We start from the raw sequence: 20,019 nt of genomic DNA, 5'->3' as shown, positions 1-20,019 counted from the left end.
CATGAAACAAAATCATTTTGCCGGTACAGGCAAGCTGCTTAAGCTTTATCTGCGTAGAGACCGGATAGTGCTTCCTATATGGACATTGCTTCCCATATTTCTTATTATGTCGCAGTTGTCCTTCGTGAAAGCAATGCCGGATTGGCAGGTGTTTATCGCTGAACTGTCCGCAAGCCCTGTTACCGCTGCTATGCTTGGGCCTATTATACCGTTAAGCATAGAAGGAGCCATCTTGTGGCGGGGCCTGTTACAAGCTTCCATAGCAGTCATGTTCGGAGCGGCGCTTATTATGATTCGGCATACCCGCACGGAGGAAGCCTCGGGAAGAAATGAATTGATACTTGGAAGATCGGTAGGAAGATACGCCAATCTGTCTGCAGCACTGATTCTTTCCTGTGGGGGAAGCCTGCTGGCAGGCTTATTGACTGCCGCGGTCCTGATGGGCAACGGCCTCGCAGGAAACGGTTCTCTGCTGGCAGGATTGACCCTTGCCGCCTCCGGATGTATCTTTGCCGGGATCGGCGGATTCGTCGCGCAGATTTTTGAGCACAGCGGCAGCGCAAGAGGGTGCATATTTGGTGTATATATGTTAACCATGGTTGCCATGATTCTAAATAATATAGGTGGTGGCAGCACCGGCTGGGCTTGGCTTGCCCCGGAAGCATGGTTCCGTATCACCGTTCCCTATGAGGGAAATCATGCGTGGAAATTGTTGATTTTTATCGTGCTCTCTGCCTTGCCGATAATGCTTTCCTATATGCTGCTCGTTCGCCGTGATATGGGTGCAGGACTTATTGCACAGAAAGAAGGTTCGGCTGATGCATCCCCCCGTTTCAACTCTTCCATGGCCTTCGCCTGGCGGCAGCAAAAAGGCAGTATTCTGGTCTGGGTAATCGGTATGGCTTGGCTTGGAGGAATTATGGGTATGGGTACGCCTAATATCTCCGAAGCCATCAGTTCTACGTTCGCCCATATGGATACTTCTTGGGCATCTGCTATAGTAAAGTTAGGTAATCATGAAGCTTTCATTGCCATTTTTATCTACATGCTGGGACTGATGGGCGGTTTATCTGTCTTTGCCATCACGGCGGTACAACGTCTGCGGCAGGAAGAAAAGGAGCATTATGCGGAGATGGTATTATCAAGACCCGTAAGCCGGGTCAAATGGATGGGAAGCTATTTGGCGGTTGCTTTCGCAGGCAGCGTGTTGATACTTTTCGCCCTTGGTTTGGCTTCCGGCCTGGGATGGAGCATCGCTGCGGGAGAGTTCAGTCATTTCCCCCGCGTGTTAGCCATGAGCCTTTCAAAAATTCCTTCCGTCTGGACATTTATCGGCATCGCTGCTTTTCTATATGGATGGCTGCCCCGTATCGCTGACCTTCTCAATTGGCTTATATTGGGTGTGTTTATCTTCATCGAGATGCTTTGGGAGGTCGGAATAGCCGGATGGTCCGCAATGCAATGGACGCCCTTTGCCTATGCCCATTACATTATCCCGATCCATGAGCTTTCAATTGTGCCACTGATAGTGTTAACAGGTATTACAGCGGTATTTATATGGTTAGGGTTCATTGGATTCGGGCGTCGAAGTATTAGATAAAATAAAATGTTCAAGACCTGCCATTTTTGGCAGGTCTTTCATTACAAAAATATGGTATAATTGTATAAAAAACTTTAAGAACAAGTAGATGGTGATATAATATGTCGATTAAAATTACAATATGCGACGATATGGCGGAGGATATTGCGCTATTATCCAATGAGCTTTCTGCCTATTCCCCATTATTTGAAATCACTTCCTTTACCAACGGGAAAACGCTGGTGGATGAACTTCTGGATGACAGCTTCTCCACCGACATTTTGTTTCTGGATATTTACATGCCAGAAATGGATGGCATTCGGACGGCACAGAAAATACGCAATAAGAAGAAGGAGCTCAAAATTATATTTCTTTCTTCCAGCAGAGAGCATTACCCACAGGCATATGAGGTGTTCGCTTTTAATTATATTGAGAAGCCCTTTCGTAGAGAGCGTTTGTATACTGTATTGGATCGTGTGCTTGGGGAACTCCGGAAGGAAAGCGGATACAAAATCAGCATTCAGTACAAGGGTGCCGTACATAACGTGGATTGCCGAGATATTTTTTATATAGAAAGCCAAAATAAACTTCTCCTATTCCACTTTTCTGATGGAAATACTTTGCAATGTTATGGCAGACTGGAAGATATTTTGAATGAGCTGCCGGAGAAATTCTTTATTCGCTGCCATCAGAGCTTTCTCGTCAATCTGTCTCATGTGACGGAAATGAAGGAGAATTACATCCGGACGGGACAAGTTATGATCAGCGTTTCACGAAAATATGGAAAGGAAGTAAAAGAGCAGTATTATGCGTACCTGTTTTCTCATATGGGTAGGGAACAGCTATGAAAAGATTGCATAGAACCCAAATATTGCTGATTACGGGAATGATTTTTGCGATCTTTGTTTCCCATTTGCCGGTGATGTACACCTTCTTTTATCACGAACTGACCGGCACACCTGAGTCTGAAGGCGGAAGGCTTCAGCTTTCAGCCCCTGATACCGGCAAGACCATAATCCTCGACGGAGAATGGGAGCTTTATTGGAATCGTTTACTTGTTACGGAAAAGCAGTACAATGTTCCCCCTGATCTACTGCTGCCTGTGCCTGATTATTGGTCACGCTATCAATTAAATGGGAGCTATCTGCCGGCAAATGGCTATGCAAGCTATCGGCTCACACTGGACGGCTATTCTGGCTCCCGTCCGGTTACTGTCTATCTGCCCGATTTTGGGAGCGCTTACCGTGTCTATATTGACGGAAGCCTGACATCGGAAAGCGGGACTGTGTCTAAAAATCAAGAGGATGTCTTTACGACTACAGATGCAAAACTCTATCCCGTAACACTCTCCGCTGCAAAAGAGCATGAAATCGTAATTGAAATAGCCACGACACGGTTTTCCGGACTCTATATGGCTCCCATCCTGCAGAGCTATGACAGTGCTATCTTGCAGGACAGCGGACGAAATAACCTGCGGATGATTTTGTTTGGAACGGTGCTGTTTTCCTTCTTTGTTCTGGTTATGCTGTATATCCTTACTTACAGGAAAAACAACCGCTCTATCTGGCTGCCGGTGATTGGATTTTTTGTCCTTGTGCGCATTATGATGACGACGGAATTCTATCATTCCTGGCAAAATATGCTTTTCTTCCATCTTTCCTATGAGGATACGAATCCGCTGATGTTTTTGGTTTCCTTTGTGTTTAAATATTTGCTGATTTTTTTAGTTGAGGAGCTTTTGGGAATTGCGTTTTCCCGAAGGGAAAAGCTTAATTTTTTGATATATTATATCTTGCTGTATCTCCTTTATCTTTTCATCCCCCACGGGTTCTATAACAGACATCTGACAATTCTGCTTCCGGTGTGTGCCTTTGCAATAGAGACTTATCTGTTCTTCAAGGTTTACCATAACCGGCACCGTATGAAAAAGTATGGGCTGCTGATTTACTGGGGCACTATACTGGCAATCACCGGGCTGATTATTGACTGCTATTACATCAACGGTAATATTTATCTTAACCTGTCATTATCGCTGCTGCTCTTGCTTTCGGCATATTTGATGATTCTCAGCATGGTTTCGGCTATGCAGGCGGCTGATGTATACCGCGATTTCGCCGTGGCCTCTGCCGGGCTGGAACAGGCCAGATCGCAGATTTCCATGCAGACAGAGTATTATGATGCACTTCGTGAGCAGATCAACGAAGTCCGCGCCATCCGTCACGATGTCCGTCACTTTATCGGTGCAATTCGGCAGCTTACAGAGGAAAGGCGTTATGAGGATCTAACCGAATTTTTAAGCGACTATGTGGAAAAGGCCGATCCTGCTCCATTGCCGGTGTTTTGTGAAAATATCGTGGCAAACTCTATCCTCGGTTACTATTCCCTGTGCTTAAAGAAGCGGGGTATTCCATTTCGCTGTACCTGTCAGATTCCAGCGCAGCTTTCCATCAGTGACAGTGATCTTTGCATCGTGCTGGGCAATGTGTTGGAAAACGCCATGGAAGCCTGTGGGAAGCAAGGAGTCCATCAGACCCGGTATGTGGCAGCTGAAGCAAGGAATATAAACGGCCAGTTTTTGATAAAGATTACAAACACCTATAACGGCATCGTAAATCAGAGAGACGGCAGCCTTCTCTCTACAAAAATCGGTGCTTCCCACGGACTGGGATTGCAAAATATCAAAAAGGTTGTGAATGCCTGCGGAGGAATTGTTAAAACAGAGCACAATGCTGAAACATTCACCCTGATGGTTGCACTGCCGGTTTCCTATGACGCAAAAGCAGACGGGATACCTTCCCCATACAAACCATAGTATCATGAGCTGTTTGAGCCCTGCCAAGCTTTTGGCAGGGTTTTTTATATACAAAAAAAACGCGTTATGACGCATGGCTGGTTTTTTCATGTCAATTTCGGCATTAGAAGCGTCAATTTCGCCATTTGGTGTTATTAAAAGTTTTTTTCTATACAATCGGAATGGGAGGTGACAGTGATGCTTTACCGGATCGACCCACAGATGGACTCTCTAAAATTTTATAGGGAACCGAACAGCGGGAGCAAGCTCCCGTACCGCACTGTGAAGGAAATGCGGGAATTTTATCCGGACGGGAACTTCGTGATTATCGGGGAAATCGGCTGTGTCGCACAACCCCCGAACGATGGAGATTGCCTGCTCCTTGAGAGTGGTGAGCAAATTCCCATCCTGCCGAGGGGAAGCCTTAGAAAACCTTTTGAATGGATTGCCGGATATGTCGCAGTGGGCGAAAATACCTATCTTGCTGCTCTGGGAAGCGCATGGAAAATTTTCAAAGAAGTAAAACGATGCTTAAGGAGGTCATGAGAATATGAAACAAATCAGGAAACGATTTTGGAGCCTGCTGCTGTGCGCGGTGCTGGTGCTGACCATGCTGCCAACAGCGGCTTTTGCGGCGGACCCGATGTCCACCCCCCTGCAGGAAGGATGGGCAAAAATCGCAGGGTATATAAGCGGCGACACAGATCACAGTGTGTATTACTGCAACGGCATTGCAGTAAACGAATTAAGCCCCAATGAAAACCCCAACATCTATGTGACAACAAATTTGTTTGCTTATCGCGTCATGAAAGGCACGTACAGTGCCGGCACATATACTTTTAACGATGTCGGCGGCATTGGGAAGCCCTCTTTCGATTCGTACAATGCCCCTGTTAGTTTGGCGATTGATGGTGGTTTCATGGGTGACGGCAACGTATATGTAGCAACTAACAACATGTTCGCCAGTCCTATTAAGGAAAAGATATGGAAATTCGACGGCACAAGTTGGACGGATATCACCTATGGGTTGGGAATCAATTCACCGGCTCTGGCTACTGATTCGGGGAACCTGTATGCGGCTGAGAAGGGTCCCTCACGGAAGCTGTCGATTCTCTGGAAAGACAGCACTGCATGGCAAACACTGAACCTTTCTTCTTACATTGCCAATGATCTGGTGGCGGTTGCAGTGCCGCGCCAAAACATTAACAGTGAGGTTTTTGTGCTGGACAGTATCGGCAAAATCTGGCGGATTACTTTTTCACAGTATCAACCTACGACTACACTCGACAAGTGTACCTTGGTAGCCACCGCACCAAGCGGCGGCGGCTCCGGTCTGGCTGTCACCAGTAGGACCTCGGACAACAAAGGCTTTGATTTTTTTGTAACAGACGCGTCGAATAAGTGCGTTCAGGCATTGCTGCATGAAACCAACGGCAACTTACCATATACCACCCAATCATGGGTAGTCATGCAGAATGGCTCGGCCAATGCCTTCAGCGCCCCAACCGGCATTGCGTTAGACTGGCAGCACAATCTGTATGTGACCGACCCGGGTAAGGACAACGGAACCATTTTCAAGCAGCATAGTGTTCCTCGGCTTTCGTGGACTGCCCAGCCGGGTAACAGCATAAACGGGGGAACTTTATCCCAGCAACCGTCACTCAAGCTCATTTATTCAGATGGCTACGGCAATAAGGTTGCTACGGGCAATAGCGTAAACCAAGTGACGGTGACGCTCACCTCGGGTTCGGGAACGCTGTTTGGTACACAGACAGTGACGCTGCAAAATGGAGCTGCCACATTCAGCAATCTCGGCGTAACCGGGCCGGGCACCTATACCCTGACCGCAGCCTGCGGGGGACTTAGCAGCGTAAGCAACAGCTTTACGGTAACTGAAGCTATCTACGGCATCAGCCTGGATAAGACCGGCATCCAGACCTTTCCTTCGCAACCTGCGGGCTACAGTGCTGTAACCCCGCTGACTGTCACAGTCACCAACACGGGAAATCAGGCGACGGGCAATTTAATCGTAGCTCTGAACGGCACAGATGCTGGCAGCTTCACCCTGTCCAAAACTGCAATCAACAGCATCAGCACGGGCGGCAGCGACACTTTCACTGTGGCACCGCAAGACGGTCTTTCTGCCGGAACCTACACGGCATCAGTTACCGTGTCCGGCAGCAATGTAAGCTCTCAGACATTTACGGTCAGCTTTACGGTGACGGATAAAATCCTTGTCAGTATCACGGCACCCACGACGATCACAGATGTGTCGAATGGAACGGAGAAAACAGCTTCCGCACTAGGTCTGCCCACCACGGTGACGCTGGTTACCGATGAGGGGAACGTGAGCGCAAGTGTGACTTGGGATGTGGATGGCTGCGCGTATGATCCGTCCGTCACCACCGAGCAGACTTTTACGGTGGACGGAACCGTGACCCTGCCAAGCGGTGTTGTAAATCTAAATAGCATACCCTTGACCACAAACATCAACGTATCTGTGAATGCAGCGGCTTTCACAGATAAAACCCTCGCTGGCATCACGGCTCCCACGGCGATTACCGGCGTGGCGAACGGTACAGCAAAAACCGCCGCCGCCCTGGGCTTGCCTCCCACGGTGATGCTGGTTACCGATGAGGGGAACGTGAGCACAAGTGTGACTTGGGATGTAGCTTCAAGCTCATATAACGTATCGTCCAGCAGTGCGCAGACCTTCACGGTGAATGGAACCGTAACTCTGCCAGCCGGTGTGATTAACCCGGACAACGTTTCATTGAGTACCAGCATTAGTGTAACAGTAAACGCAAGGTCAAACGGTGGTAACATGGGCGGCGGCACTCACTCGACGACCTCAACTCCGGAATATAAAGCGGACGTGAAAATAGGCAATGGTTCGGATACGACTTTGCCGGTCACTGTTGATCAAAATAGCGGCACCGCCAGCGTGGACTTTGGCACAGGTAAAGGACTTATGGCCGGAGGTAAAACCACCACTGTTACGGTACCATCCGTCCCTGACGTCGATACCTACACGTTGGGTATACCTGTTTCGAGTCTTTCAATGCCTAAGGAGCAGGGCGAAGTAGTTTTCAAGACCGATAACGGCAGCGTGACCGTTCCCTCGAACATGCTGACAGCCGTTTCGGGAGTCAGCGGAAGCAAGGCGCAAATCGCCATCGGTCAGGGAGATAAATCGAACCTGAGCACTGAAATCAAAGCCACCATAGGCGAAAGACCGCTGGTAAAGCTTACGCTGTCCATTGACGGAAAGCAGATCAACTGGTCTAACCCCAACGCGCGGGTAGCAGTGTCCATACCTTATACACCTACAGCGGAGGAACTTAAAAATCCCGAAAGCATAGTGATATGGTACATCGATGGCAGCGGTAAGGCGGTATCTGTACCCAACGGCCGATTCAATCCGGATACCGGAACCGTGACCTTCTTCACCACCCATTTCAGCAATTATGCAGTTGTATACAACAATGTAAGCTTCAGCGACGTGGTGACGGGTGCGTGGTATAACAAAGCCGTGAGCTTCATCGCGGCGAGAGATATCACGACGGGTACAGGCAACGGAAAGTACAGCACTAAAGCAAAACTAACGCGCGGTGAATTCATTGTCTTGATGATGAAAGCCTACGGGATAGCCCCGGATGGAACCCCGAAGGATAACTTCGCCGATGCAGGTAACACCTATTACACTGATTATTTGGCGGCAGCAAAGAGATTAGGTATATCCGAAGGCATAGGGAACAATATGTTCTCACCAGGTAAGGAAATTACCAGGCAGGAGATGTTCACGCTGCTGTATAACACGCTGAAGGTAATCGGCCAGCTCCCGCAGGGCAACTCCGGCAAGACGCTCTCCGATTTCACCGACGCCGGGCAGATTGACGTATGGGCGAAGGAGACAATGGCGCTGCTTGTTGAAACCGGAACCATCGGCGGCAATGCTGGAAAGCTCGCGCCGCTCAGCACGACAACCAGAGCGGAAATGGCGCAGGTACTGTATAACTTGCTATCAAAGTAGATTTGGCTTATATAAAACGGGATGAACGTAACGATATATCCCGGACCGAGAATATTGCGTTCAACACGCGATGACAGTCTGGCAGCCAAATGCTGCATACAAAGCCTGCCCTTCTCTGGCAGGCTTTTGTGCAGATAGGATACTTGTAACTGCTCCAATAAAGGAGGAAAGGCCTCACCAGGTTCAGGCGGCATCTTGATTTCTGTGGAAGTCAAGTAAGATAAAAATATTTAAATTAAATTTTACCAATATTACCGTTTCTTTGATATAATTCAGATAAAATAAAAAGTGAAAACAAATCTTAGAAAAAAACTGTTGTTGTTTGAAAGAGGCCTTTTATGAAAAAAAATTTGGAACTCAATATAAAAACGAATTCTAACGGTGAAATTCTGTCTTTTAATTCTTGTGCGGAAATATACTTCTCTCCGGAAATAAATTTAGGGAAAAAAATTCAAGATTTGATTGATGGCTTCAATTTTGAACTTTATTCGAAATCCCAAAATAACATTATAAAGGCGAAAAAAAGAGATTTGTTTATAACTCATGTTTCCTTTGAGAATGAAAATGTCATATCTTTTTTGCTCCAGGATTTGGAAATGGTATTTCGGAAACTTGAAGAGACTTCGGAATTTTTTGACAGGCAGATGGATTTCATTATTAAGGTCATGAATAATGAAAACGACATAACGATTACTGACGGCAAAGGAATTGTTCTTAAAGTCAGCGACTCCTATGAAGGGCATTTCGATGTTCAGAAAGAAAATATCATCGGAAAGTCGATCTATGAATTAGAAAAAACGGGAGTATTCTCTCCTTCTGTAACCGCTTTAGTATTGAAAGAAAAGAAAAAAGTGACAATCAATCAAAGGAACCGGCATGGCGAAATGATTATGGTCACCGGGGTTCCGATCGTTGACGATGATAACAATATTCAGTATGTCGTCAGTTTTAATTCGATCGATATCGCCGAGATTTCATCCTTTCGTGAAAAATATGAAAAACTAAATAAATTTTTAGAACAGTACTTTTCAGAGATAAAAGAACTTAGGTTAAAAGAAATCGGACTATTGGGCATCATCTCAAAAAGCAGTTCCATGGAAAATATATTCCAGACGATCATCAATATTGCCGATGTTAACGTTAACGTACTGATTATGGGAGAGACAGGAGTCGGCAAAAACCTTATAGCCAAACTGATTCATAATAAAAGCAGCAGGTGCAATTGCAAGTTTATAGAATTAAATTGCGGCGCAATACCGGATAACCTGATTGAGTCGGAATTATTCGGATACGAAAAGGGGTCTTTTACCGGAGCCGACAACCGGGGAAAAACCGGATTAATAGAGCTTGCAGACAAGGGGACGCTGTTTTTAGATGAAATAGGGGAACTGCCTTTAAATCTTCAGAAAAAACTGCTTCAGGTCATTCAGGAAAAAAAGATCATGAAGGTGGGGGCAACCAAGTATGTTGATGTTGATTTCAGGTTAATAACCGCAACAAACAAGGATTTGAAAAGGCTTGTCGAAAAGAGAGAATTCAGAGAAGATCTATACTACCGGTTAAATGTTGTTCCGATCGAAATTCCGCCTTTAAGGGAAAGAACGGATGATATTCTGCCGTTAATCATTCATTTTACAGATGAGTTTAATATTAAATACAAAAAAAATAAAAAAATTACCCAGCGTACCATCGATACACTGATTAATTATCCATGGCCCGGAAATGTCAGGGAACTGGAAAACCTGATCGAAAGGATCGTTCTGACGACCATCGGCGATGAAATCGATATTTTTAATCTTCCCGAACAGGTAAGGAATACATCAGGACTGAATATGACAGGACAGACATTGAACGAATTGATCGATGCATATGAAAAACATATATTTGAGTCGGCTTATATGAAATACCGAACGACTACTGCAATGGCAAAAGCGTTGGGCATTGGACAGTCAAGCGTGGTCAGAAAATTGCAGAAATATATTGAAGGCTATAAAAAGTAGCTCCATGGCAGATACATATTGAATATTTTTTAGCTTCTATCCGATGCTGGATATTTCTATCCAGCATCGGATAATTTCTAAGAATTTAAATTTCAATGTGTCAGAAAAATTTGGATGAAATTATTTAGTTTTGGATTAAATCCTATCCTTCAGTTTAATGCACCGTTTGGTCAAAACCTTGAAAACCTTAATTTCTTAAGGCTTTCGGGGTTTGTTTTTTTTTGGTATGCAACTTGCAAAATTTAAGTTTAAAAAAATTTAGCTCAAGGAGGAAAAAATGTTAAGAGATAGTTTACCCAAAATTGTAACCGAAGTGCCGGGTCCGAAATCCCAGGAATTACTGAAAGTGAGAAAAAACAATGTTCCGGATGGAGTTTCAATGCTTGCGCCTGTTTTCGTTGAAAAAGCGGAAGGAGCGATGGTACAGGATGTTGATGGAAACATCTTTATTGATTTTGTTGCAGGAATCGGAGTATTAAATATCGGCCATACGCATCCTGAGGTTGTTGAAGCGGTTAAAGCACAATGTGACAAATATTTTGCTCCGAATATCAATGTCTTCAATTATGAGCAATATCCGAAACTGGCGGAAAAGTTGAATCAAATCATGCCTATCGAAGGAGAAAAGAAAACGTTATTGGTGAATACGGGAGCTGAAGCCGATGAAAACGCTGTCAAACTGGCCAGAAGATATACCGGACGTTCAGAAATCATTGCATTTGCCGGTGCTTTTCATGGAAGGTCCTATATGACGATGGCTCTGACTAGCAAAGTAAAACCCTATAAATTTAACTTCGGACCTCTTCCATCTGGGGTTCATAGGTTTCCATTCCCCTATTGCTATCGGTGCCCGTATGGATTGGAGAAACAAACCTGCGGCCTGCATTGTGCAAAAATGTTCGAGGAATCCTTTTTCTTGGAATATGTAGCTCCCGATCAGGTTGCGGCAATTATACTGGAGCCGATCCTTGGCGAGGGGGGATTTGTTATCCCGCCGGATGAATTCGTAACAGCCCTGAGGAATATGTGTGACAAGTATGGAATCGTGCTGATTGCGGATGAGATTCAAACCGGCTATGCAAGAACCGGAAAAATGTTTGCATGCAATTACTGGGCTGTAAAGCCAGACATGGTTGTCAGCGCCAAGTCTGTTGCAGGAGGAATCCCAATCGCATGTGTAACGGCAAAAGCCGAAATCATGAATTCGGTAACGGCCGGCGAAATAGGGGGGACTTACTGCGGTAACCCGCTGGCATCGGCGTCAGCACTAAAAGTATTGGAAATCATGGAAAGAGATCATTATCCGGAAAAAGCCAAACATATCGGCGAGATCTGCATGAGAAGATTTTACGAAATGCAGCAGAAGTATGAAATCATAGGCAATGTCAGGGGAAAAGGTGCTATGATGGCGCTGGAATTTGTCAAAGACAGAACGACAAAGGAACCTGCCAAGGACGAAACAAAAGCAATCATTCAGGAGTGCTGGAAAAACGGTCTGGTCATTCTGGGTGCAGGCGTCAGAGACAACAACATCAGATTCCTTATGCCTCTTGTCATTACGGATGACCAATTAAATGCAGGGCTTGATATTCTGGACAAAGCTATTGCAAAAGTAACACAAAAATAAAGGAGGATTTACGATGGTAAAGGTATTGGTAGTCGGCTATGGAGTTATCGGTCAAAGATTGGCTGACGGCGTAGCGCTTCAAAAAGATATGGAATTAGTGGGAGTTGTAGATGCAGCGGTCACATTGAGCACAAGATCCTTGAAAGAAAAGGGAATGCCTTATAAATTATACGCTGCGTTCCCTGAAGCAAAAGAAAAGTTTGAAGCCGCAGGGATCCCTGTATCCGGCTTGCTGACAGATGTGCTGAACGATGTGGATATTGTCCTTGATGCCACTACGGGCGGAGTCGGAGCCAAAAACAAAGCACTATATGCACAGCACGGGAAAAAGGCAATTTTTCAGGGTGGAGAAAAGAACGAAGTCGCGGATGTATTCTTTCATGGCTATGCCAATTATGAAAAGGGATTAGGCGCTGATTTTCTTAAACTGACCTCATGCAACACGACAGGACTGATCAGAGCGGTTGACTGCTTGGATAGAAAAGTCGGAATTGAGAAAGTTGCCATCACAATCGTTCGAAGGGTCGCTGATCCGGGAGACTATCACAGGGGTCTGACAAATGCACTCCAGGTTGATAAAGCGCCTTCTCATCAGGCGCTTGACCTGATGACGATCATGCCGCATGTAGACGCAACGGGGATATTGGTGCATACCCCGGTTACGCACGGCCACTTTATCACTGTCGTCGCAACGCCTAAAAAGGATATTTCGGCTGAGGAGGTCATTGCGGCGTTCAAGGAACATGACAGAATCAGAGTAGTGCGCCTCGAAGACGGTTTCCTGGGCAATGCTTCGATCTTTAAATATGCAAGAGATCTGGGAAGGCCAAGGGGAGATTTGTATGAAATCTGCGTTTGGGAAGACACGGTTGTCAAGTCGGGAAAAGACGTCATGTTCGGAATTCATATTCCTCAGGAATCGGTCACAATACCCGAAAGCATCGACGGGATCAGAGCCGCTCTTGAAATGCAGACAGACCGGCTTGAGGCGGTCGAAACGACAAACAAATATTTAGGACTGGGAGCCTGGAAATAACATGAGAATGAAGAGTATCGATAATTTTAATTATGACGGGAAAACGGTGCTTCTAAGAGTGGACATCAACTCTCCGATCGATCCTATAACAAAGAAAATCGTCAGCGAAAACAGAATTAAAAAAAGCATACCGACGATTCAAAAAATTCTCGATAAAAATGCAAAACTAGCGATCATAGCCCACCAGGGTGACACGCTGGATTACCAGAACCTCATCCCATTGTATGAGCATGCCGAAAAGCTGACGGCTTATCTTGGCCGGGATGTGAAGTACATCGACGACGTCTGCGGTCCGGCAGCTCAGCAGACGGTAAAAGATCTTAAGCCCGGCGAAGCTGTTCTCCTGGGGAACCTGAGATATTTGACGGAAGAAGTTTCGACTTTTGAAAATGCCGTTAAGCTTGCGCCGAAGGATATGCTGAGTACTTATCTTGTTCGAAGTCTGGCGCCGTTGTGTGACTTTTATGTCAATGATGCGTTTGCAGCAGCCCACCGCAATGCGCCTTCAATGGTCGCTTTCCAGGAGATGCTTGAGACCGCGGCAGGAGAGCTGATGGCCAGGGAAGTCAGCGCTCTGGACAATGTCATGGAGAATCCTGAAAAACCGTGTGTTTTTGTTCTGGGAGGAGCAAAGATATCCGACGCTTTTGGGATGATGAAGCAGGTTTTGCAGAACGGCACGGCAGACAAGATCCTTACAGGCGGCATCACCGGAGAGATTATGCTTTTGGCCCAAGGCATCAGGCTTGGAAATACCAAAGAAAAATATATTAAAGACCGAGCGCTCGATGTATTTATAAAGGATGCAAAGGAATATCTTTCGGACTATCCGGGTAAGATCGAATTCCCTGTAGATCTTGCATATGTGCGGAATGGGGAACGGGCGGAAGTATCCATACACGATCTGCCACTTGAGGAAATGTTTATGGATATCGGCAGTGAGACGATCGAGAAATATCAGAAAATCATTGAAGACGCAAAGACGATTTTCGTCAACGGCCCCGCCGGAGTCTACGAAGATAGATTCTTTGAAAAAGGTACAAAATCGATTTGGAACGCTATTGCAGATGCAAAAGCTTATTCGGTGATCGGAGGAGGGGACACAGTCAGCGCAGCCCAAAAACTTACCGATATCAAGAAAATCAATTATGTCTGCACGGCCGGAGGGGCGATGGTACAGTACCTGTCGGGCGATAAACTCCCGCTGATTGAAGCAATGGAAAAAGCTTTCGACAGATGGTAAATGAAACGTAGACACTTTGGATCATTCAGAGCCAAAGTGTCTGACTAAATTAAGGAAAGAGGATTTTAAGTATGAGCATATCAGATGACGCTGTTAGGCTTCATGAAGAGTGGCGGGGGAAAATAGAGGTAACGAGCAAAGTTCCGCTTCAGACAAAATATGATTTATCGACAGCCTATACGCCGGGCGTTGCGGAACCCTGCAGGATGATACATAAAAATAAAGACGATGTCTATAAATTTACTTCCAAAGGAAATATGGTCGCGGTCGTTACGGACGGCACAGCCGTCCTGGGTCTTGGAGACATAGGTCCGGAAGCGGCTTTACCTGTTATGGAAGGGAAGGCTGTCCTGTTTAAAACGTTCGGCGGAGTGGATGCGTTTCCAATCTGTATTCCGTCAAAGGATGCTGACGTCATCGTACAGACCGTCAAGATGATCGAGCCCGTTTTTGGAGGCATCAATCTTGAAGATATTTCTTCTCCGCGGTGTGTGGAAATCGAAAGGAGGCTCAAAAAAGAGCTGAACATACCTGTGTTCCATGATGATCAGCACGGGACTGCCGTCGTTGTCGCAGCGGGGCTCATTAACTCCCTGAAAATTGTAGGCAAACGGTTTGAAGAGATTAAAATTGCAGTCAGCGGTGCGGGAGCTGCCGGAAACGCCATCGTCAAAATGCTGAAAGATCTTGGGGTCAAAGATATCATTGTATGCAGCAGCAAGGGAATCCTTTCCAAAGACCAGAAGTATGGAAACTGGGTTCATCAGGAACTTGCTGAAATGACAAATCAGGCAAACATAAAAGGTGGCCTGGCGGATGCGATGAAGGGAGCCGACGTATTCATCGGTGTATCGGCAAAAGGTCTGGTGACAAAGGAAATGGCAGCGAGTATGAATAAAGATGCAATCATCTTTGCTATGGCGAATCCGGATCCGGAGATTATGCCGGACGCGGCAAAAGAAGCGGGCGCCAGAATTGTCGGAACAGGCAGGTCAGATTTTTCGAACCAAATCAATAATGTGCTGGCATTCCCGGGAATTTTCAGAGGCGCCTTGGATGCAAGGGCAAGCGATATCAATGAGGAGATGAAAAAAGCCGCAGCCTATGCAATTGCTTCTCTCGTCACTGAGGAAGAACTGAATGAGGATTATATCATAGTACCCGCATTTGATCCAAGAGTTGGAAATCAGGTTGCAAAGGCGGTATATAGTGCAGCAGTTCAATCGGGAGTCGCGAGGGGTGTTTCCGTATGATATATAGGTTTAAGTACGGAAAGGGGACAGCTAATGTTGAAATCCCTGAACACAATTATGGGGGTGAGCTGCTTCCAAATGAAATACAGGTCAGCCTGACGGGAGAGGATGAAGTAAAGCGGTCATTGGAAAATCCTATCGAATCCAAAAGGCTGAAGGATATCGTCAGGCAGGGAGAAAAGATTGTTATCATTACAAGTGACATTACGCGGCCAATGCCCAGTAAAACGGTGTTGCCTCCCGTTCTTGAGGAGATTAAAAAATCCGGATTAAAGGAAGAGGACATCACGATCGTTCTTGCGGTGGGAAGCCACAGAAAACATTCGGAAGAAGAAAAAATGACGCTTGTCGGAGAGTCAATTTATAGGAGTGGCATCAGGATCATCGACAGCGATATAAAGAATTGCATCAACCTGGGAAAATGCAGAAACGGAACACCCGTTGATATTTTCGTACCGGTTGCACAGGCGGACAGGATCATCTGCTTAGGGAATATAGAATATCACTATTTTGCCGGATATTCGGGCGGAGCAAAAGCTGTTATGCCGGGAGTTTCAAGCCATGAGGCCATCCAGACCAATCACTCCAATATGGTTAAGCCCGGAGCGGTTGCAGGAAATCTGACCACGAATCCAGTCCGGCAGGATATCGATGAAGTCGGAGAACATATCAGGATTGACTTTATCGTTAATGTCGTTTTAAATGATAAAAAAGAAATCGTCAAGTCCTTTTCCGGGCATTATATTGAAGCGCACCGGCAAGGGTGCAGGTTTTTAGATCAAATGTACGGCGTTAAATTGAGCAGGCGGTATGATATTGTCATTGCCTCACCCGGCGGTTATCCAAAGGATCTTAACATTTATCAGTCCCAGAAAGGATTGGATAATGCAAAAAACGCAGTCAGAGACGGCGGGATCATTATCCTCTGTGCATCTTCCAAAGAAGGCTTCGGCGAAAAAACTTTTGAGGAATGGATGCTGAATAAAACACCTGATCAGATGATCGAAGAAATAAAAGTCAATTTCAGATTGGGTGGACATAAAGCTGCAGCAATCGCCATGGTCCTTAAACGAGCAAAGATATTTATGATATCGGACCTTGACCCTGAGCTTGTTAAAAGAATTAATTTCAGACCGTTTGCTTCTGTCCAGGAGGCCTTGGATTCCGCTGTTGCCGAGTTGGGGGATGACTCAAAAGTGCTGGTTCTTCCTGCTGCAGGGTCCACCTTGCCGATCATAGCGTGCCATGACCTTGCGTAAAACGCGTGACTTGAAACTTAGAATGTTCTAATATAAGAGGGTGTCTCTCCATAGAATTTTTAGATTTATGGAGAGACACCCTCTTTTCCTTGCCTTTTGCCCATTGTTGAAAAAGAGCTTCCGCTGTATAAGAAGAATTTTTATCAATGTTGAATCAGCGCCAACGAAAACCAAGGAACATAAGTGACAAGCAGTAATACGATACACAGTACACCGGATAGTATGACCGCATATTTAAACATGCGGTCAACTTGAACTTTCGCTATCGCTGAAGCAACAAACAACGTTGACCCGTAAGGAGGCGTAACAAAACCGATGGCCAGATTCAAAACCATGATGACTCCGAATTGAATCGGGCTCATATTGAAAGAAAGCGCTATCGGCAGGAAGATCGGCGCCAGAATGATGATGGCCGGAATAATGTCGATCAGCATGCCGACGATCAGCAGTACGATATTCAGCATAAACAAAATAACAAACTTATTATCTGTAACACTTAGAATCGCTTCGCAAATCTGATCGGGTATCCTTTCAAGACTTAGATACTTGGCCATGGAGGCTGAAAATGCGATGATGAAACTAGTGATTCCATTGATCATAACCGCCTGATAAAGAGCATGCTGAAGCTTCTTCCAGGTTAATTCCCTGTAGATGAAAGCGCCTGCGATGATCGAATAGACGACGGCGACAACGGCCGACTCTGTCGGAGTGAATATCCCGGAATAAATACCACCGAGAATAATGACGGGAGCCAGGAGCGCCCAGATTCCTTTCCTTAATGCAGTAAGGATATTTTTCAGCTGGGGTCTGGTATCGCTTCCTACATAACCGTGCTTCTTCGATATAAAATAGTTCGCAATCATCAAACTGACACACATTAAGAGCCCTGGTAAGATCCCTGCGATGAACAGGTCGCCGATACTTGTGCTTGTTGCGACACCGTATATGACAAAGGGGATGCTCGGTGGTATAATAATCCCAATGGCGCCTGACGCGGCAACCAGCGTAGCGCTGTAAGTTCTCCCGTATTTTTTTTCTTCCATAGGAGGGATAAGCAATGAACCTACCGCGGATGTCGTCGCGTTCCCCGAACCTGTAATGGCGCCGAAGAAAGTGCTGGTCATAACGACGCACATCCCCAATCCGCCTGTGACAAAACCGATGACGGAATCAGCAATATCCACAAGCCTCCTTGCAATGCCTCCTTCGCTCATGATAACGCCTGCCAGAATAAAGAACGGTATGGCGAGCAGTACAAAGGAATTCAGACCCGTAAAGCAGTTCTGAGCCACGATGGAGACAGGCATGGTGGAAAAGAGAGTAAAAGTCGCTATGGTGGCCAGACCGATGGAGTACCCCACGGGAACACCAATAAAGATTAACACGACCATGCCGCCAAAAAGAATTAGCATACTTTCCAATTAACGCCCCCCCCTTCTAAACATACAAACCAATTCGTAAGAATTTACAATCATTCCGCCGATTAAGCGAAGGCAGACAATAACAGCACTTACAGGTACGCACAGGTAGTTGATCCACATCGGGATACCCGTAGACGGGCCGTAAACGCCTGTTTCCATCTGCCCTGCGACTATAATAAAACCGTAATAAAGCACCACGATGCTCGTGATGAACCAAAGCAGATCAATCAGAATAAGCAATCCCTTTTCCGTTTTCAGATGGCCTTTGGCATGCAGTGCCTCCGGAAGCAGTTTTACCTGAATATGTTCTTTTTCTTTTAAACCGGCGCTGACTCCCAGCCAGGATATCCATACAAAAAGATACTTGGCCAATTCTTCAGACCAAAATAATGCAGCTCCCATTACGTAGCGTGTAAAAACCTGGGCAAAAGTAACGACCACCAGTATAGCCATTACAAAAATCAAAAATTTCATTTCTATGGCGTCATAACTTTTCACAATCTTTTTAAATGTTTCCATGTTTTCCTCCCTAAAGCAGCTGTTAAGTGCCGTGGTTGAGTTTGATCCAATATACGCTGCCTGTTGTTAACAACAGGCAGCGTGGATTTTTTATACAATGGATATTAAAGTCTGTTCTTTGACTGAGTTATGGCTAATTTATAATCCCAGCATCGTTAAAAGTTCCGGATTAACCGTCGGTCTGTATTCTTCGATAACAGGTTTGCTTGCATCCACGAAAGAAGCGAGTTCTGCGTCGCTCATAACATATTCGGTGCATCCGGCACTATTCATAGTGTCAATGGCTTCTTTTTCCGCATCCTGAACTATCTGTCTTTCCTGGACGGTGTAAGCCTCACGGCTGCAGTCTCTTACGATCTGCTGGAGATCTTCGGGAAGGCTTGCCAGGAAATCTTCATTGATGACACTGACCATGATCAAAGCCTGATGATTGGTCATTGTATAGTACTTGCCGACCTCGTAGAATTTACCGCTTCTCTGATAGAGCGGGGAAGTATCGACTCCGTCGATGGTTCCCTGCTGCAATGCAGTATAGATTTCACTGAAGCCCATCGGAATGGCGGTTCCGTTCCAGGCTTTGTAGATGGACATATTTGTTTTATTTTCCTGACAGCGGATCTTCAATCCTTTCATATCTTTTACATTTTTAATCGGTTTTTTGGCGTTTAAAAGAATTTTGAAAGAACCGTCTGCAAAATCTAAAGCTTCAATATTTGATGCATCCATGAGTGATTTTTTCAAAAATGCGCCCACATCGCCGTCAAGGTATTGATACATTTTCTGTCTGTCCATAAACACATACGGCAGCTCAGTGACAGCCCAGTCCGGGGAATAAGTAGTGAACATACAGGCGGAAATGATGCCCATTTCGAGATTTCCCATTTGAACGGATTCGGCAATTTCACGCTCGTCACCCATTGCGCTGTCGTTGAAGTACTCAACCGTGAGCCTTCCTCCGGACTTTTCTTCAATAAGATCCTTAAAGACAAGTGTAGCTTTTGAACAAGGCGTATCAATGGTTTCGTCGGAAGCAATACGGACTACGGTAGGTTTGCTTCCGTCAGCAGACGCTTGTTCATCGCCTCCGCCTCCGCCACAGGCGGTCATTGTACCAAAGCACAATACCAAACACATCAAAATAATCAGGATTTTTTTCATAGTTTTTTCTCCTCTCGTTTACGGGTAGTGTCAAGTTTGACACTACGTTTTTTATTAAAACCCTTGTATTTTCAAAGGCTGCATCACTTTTTTCAAATAA

Annotated in this window: 14 protein-coding genes; 11 read left to right on the top strand and 3 right to left on the bottom strand. The window is 45.7% G+C overall.

Annotated features, from left to right (window positions below; all coding sequences use genetic code 11):
* The first annotated feature begins 1 nt into the window (after position 1).
* The 11 genes from KCX82_RS20815 (at position 2) to larAH6 (ending at position 16,821) form a co-directional block, all read left to right on the top strand.
* Complete coding sequence (locus tag KCX82_RS20815; protein ID WP_227020392.1) at positions 2 to 1,600, top strand: ABC transporter permease; 1,599 nt, start codon at positions 2 to 4, stop codon at positions 1,598 to 1,600.
* 101 nt (positions 1,601 to 1,701) lie between these two features.
* Complete coding sequence (locus KCX82_RS20810; protein WP_227020391.1) at positions 1,702 to 2,427, top strand: LytR/AlgR family response regulator transcription factor; 726 nt, start codon at positions 1,702 to 1,704, stop codon at positions 2,425 to 2,427.
* Positions 2,424 to 4,391 carry a sensor histidine kinase gene (locus KCX82_RS20805; protein WP_227020390.1) on the top strand — a complete coding sequence of 656 codons (1,968 nt, stop codon included), beginning with the start codon at positions 2,424 to 2,426 and terminating at the stop codon, positions 4,389 to 4,391. Before KCX82_RS20810 ends, KCX82_RS20805 begins: the two co-directional genes overlap by 4 nt.
* Before the next feature lie 177 nt (positions 4,392 to 4,568).
* Positions 4,569 to 4,916: a hypothetical protein gene (locus tag KCX82_RS20800; protein WP_227020389.1), complete on the top strand. Its 348-nt coding sequence runs from the start codon at positions 4,569 to 4,571 to the stop codon at positions 4,914 to 4,916.
* 4 nt (positions 4,917 to 4,920) lie between these two features.
* Positions 4,921 to 8,403: an S-layer homology domain-containing protein gene (locus KCX82_RS20795; protein ID WP_227020388.1), complete on the top strand. Its 3,483-nt coding sequence runs from the start codon at positions 4,921 to 4,923 to the stop codon at positions 8,401 to 8,403.
* A 338-nt stretch (positions 8,404 to 8,741) separates the two neighbouring features.
* A complete protein-coding gene (locus KCX82_RS20790; RefSeq protein ID WP_227020387.1) occupies positions 8,742 to 10,403 on the top strand; it encodes a sigma-54 interaction domain-containing protein in 1,662 nt (553 codons plus the stop codon).
* Between the two features lie 277 nt (positions 10,404 to 10,680).
* Entirely contained in the window at positions 10,681 to 12,030 is a 1,350-nt protein-coding gene (gabT, locus tag KCX82_RS20785) for a 4-aminobutyrate--2-oxoglutarate transaminase (protein ID WP_227020386.1), read from the top strand.
* Positions 12,031 to 12,043: 13 nt separating this feature from the next.
* Complete coding sequence (locus KCX82_RS20780; RefSeq protein WP_227020385.1) at positions 12,044 to 13,066, top strand: type II glyceraldehyde-3-phosphate dehydrogenase; 1,023 nt, start codon at positions 12,044 to 12,046, stop codon at positions 13,064 to 13,066.
* 1 nt (position 13,067) lies between these two features.
* Positions 13,068 to 14,309, top strand: coding sequence for a phosphoglycerate kinase (locus tag KCX82_RS20775; RefSeq protein WP_227020384.1), 1,242 nt, complete (start codon positions 13,068 to 13,070; stop codon positions 14,307 to 14,309).
* A gap of 71 nt (positions 14,310 to 14,380) precedes the next feature.
* Complete coding sequence (locus KCX82_RS20770) at positions 14,381 to 15,562, top strand: NAD(P)-dependent malic enzyme (RefSeq protein WP_227020383.1); 1,182 nt, start codon at positions 14,381 to 14,383, stop codon at positions 15,560 to 15,562.
* Positions 15,559 to 16,821, top strand: coding sequence for a nickel-dependent malate racemase, LarAH6 family (gene larAH6, locus KCX82_RS20765; protein WP_227020382.1), 1,263 nt, complete (start codon positions 15,559 to 15,561; stop codon positions 16,819 to 16,821). Before KCX82_RS20770 ends, larAH6 begins: the two co-directional genes overlap by 4 nt.
* Before the next feature lie 143 nt (positions 16,822 to 16,964).
* Here larAH6 and KCX82_RS20760 read toward each other — a convergent pair whose 3' ends face one another.
* The 3 genes from KCX82_RS20760 to KCX82_RS20750 all read right to left on the bottom strand — a co-directional run bounded on the left by KCX82_RS20760 (position 16,965) and on the right by KCX82_RS20750 (position 19,919).
* Positions 16,965 to 18,233 (bottom strand): TRAP transporter large permease, encoded by a 1,269-nt coding sequence (locus tag KCX82_RS20760; RefSeq protein ID WP_227020424.1) that lies wholly within the window; start codon positions 18,231 to 18,233, stop codon positions 16,965 to 16,967.
* Positions 18,234 to 18,242: 9 nt separating this feature from the next.
* Positions 18,243 to 18,761, bottom strand: coding sequence for a TRAP transporter small permease (locus KCX82_RS20755; RefSeq protein WP_227020381.1), 519 nt, complete (start codon positions 18,759 to 18,761; stop codon positions 18,243 to 18,245).
* Positions 18,762 to 18,899: 138 nt separating this feature from the next.
* Positions 18,900 to 19,919, bottom strand: a complete 1,020-nt coding sequence (locus KCX82_RS20750) for a TRAP transporter substrate-binding protein (protein ID WP_227020380.1) — start codon at positions 19,917 to 19,919, stop codon at positions 18,900 to 18,902.
* Positions 19,920 to 20,019: the final 100 nt, after the last annotated feature.

This window comes from Sinanaerobacter chloroacetimidivorans (assembly GCF_018128545.1).
Taxonomy (GTDB): Bacteria; Bacillota; Clostridia; order Peptostreptococcales; family Anaerovoracaceae; genus Sinanaerobacter; species Sinanaerobacter chloroacetimidivorans.
The sequence above is the reverse complement of the archived record's forward strand: the minus strand, read 5'-3'. Positions and strand labels throughout refer to the sequence as shown.

Excerpts from the sequence above, each read along its gene's own strand:
- KCX82_RS20775 (WP_227020384.1), top strand. The coding sequence starts at position 13,068 with ATGAGAATGAAGAGTATCGATAATTTTAATTATGACGGGAAAACGGTG.
- KCX82_RS20760 (WP_227020424.1), bottom strand. The coding sequence starts at position 18,233 with ATGCTAATTCTTTTTGGCGGCATGGTCGTGTTAATCTTTATTGGTGTT.
- KCX82_RS20805 (WP_227020390.1), top strand. The coding sequence starts at position 2,424 with ATGAAAAGATTGCATAGAACCCAAATATTGCTGATTACGGGAATGATT.
- gabT (WP_227020386.1), top strand. The coding sequence starts at position 10,681 with ATGTTAAGAGATAGTTTACCCAAAATTGTAACCGAAGTGCCGGGTCCG.
- KCX82_RS20755 (WP_227020381.1), bottom strand. The coding sequence starts at position 18,761 with ATGGAAACATTTAAAAAGATTGTGAAAAGTTATGACGCCATAGAAATG.
- KCX82_RS20815 (WP_227020392.1), top strand. The coding sequence starts at position 2 with ATGAAACAAAATCATTTTGCCGGTACAGGCAAGCTGCTTAAGCTTTAT.
- KCX82_RS20770 (WP_227020383.1), top strand. The coding sequence starts at position 14,381 with ATGAGCATATCAGATGACGCTGTTAGGCTTCATGAAGAGTGGCGGGGG.
- KCX82_RS20790 (WP_227020387.1), top strand. The coding sequence starts at position 8,742 with ATGAAAAAAAATTTGGAACTCAATATAAAAACGAATTCTAACGGTGAA.
- KCX82_RS20795 (WP_227020388.1), top strand. The coding sequence starts at position 4,921 with ATGAAACAAATCAGGAAACGATTTTGGAGCCTGCTGCTGTGCGCGGTG.
- larAH6 (WP_227020382.1), top strand. The coding sequence starts at position 15,559 with ATGATATATAGGTTTAAGTACGGAAAGGGGACAGCTAATGTTGAAATC.
- KCX82_RS20780 (WP_227020385.1), top strand. The coding sequence starts at position 12,044 with ATGGTAAAGGTATTGGTAGTCGGCTATGGAGTTATCGGTCAAAGATTG.
- KCX82_RS20750 (WP_227020380.1), bottom strand. The coding sequence starts at position 19,919 with ATGAAAAAAATCCTGATTATTTTGATGTGTTTGGTATTGTGCTTTGGT.
- KCX82_RS20800 (WP_227020389.1), top strand. The coding sequence starts at position 4,569 with ATGCTTTACCGGATCGACCCACAGATGGACTCTCTAAAATTTTATAGG.
- KCX82_RS20810 (WP_227020391.1), top strand. The coding sequence starts at position 1,702 with ATGTCGATTAAAATTACAATATGCGACGATATGGCGGAGGATATTGCG.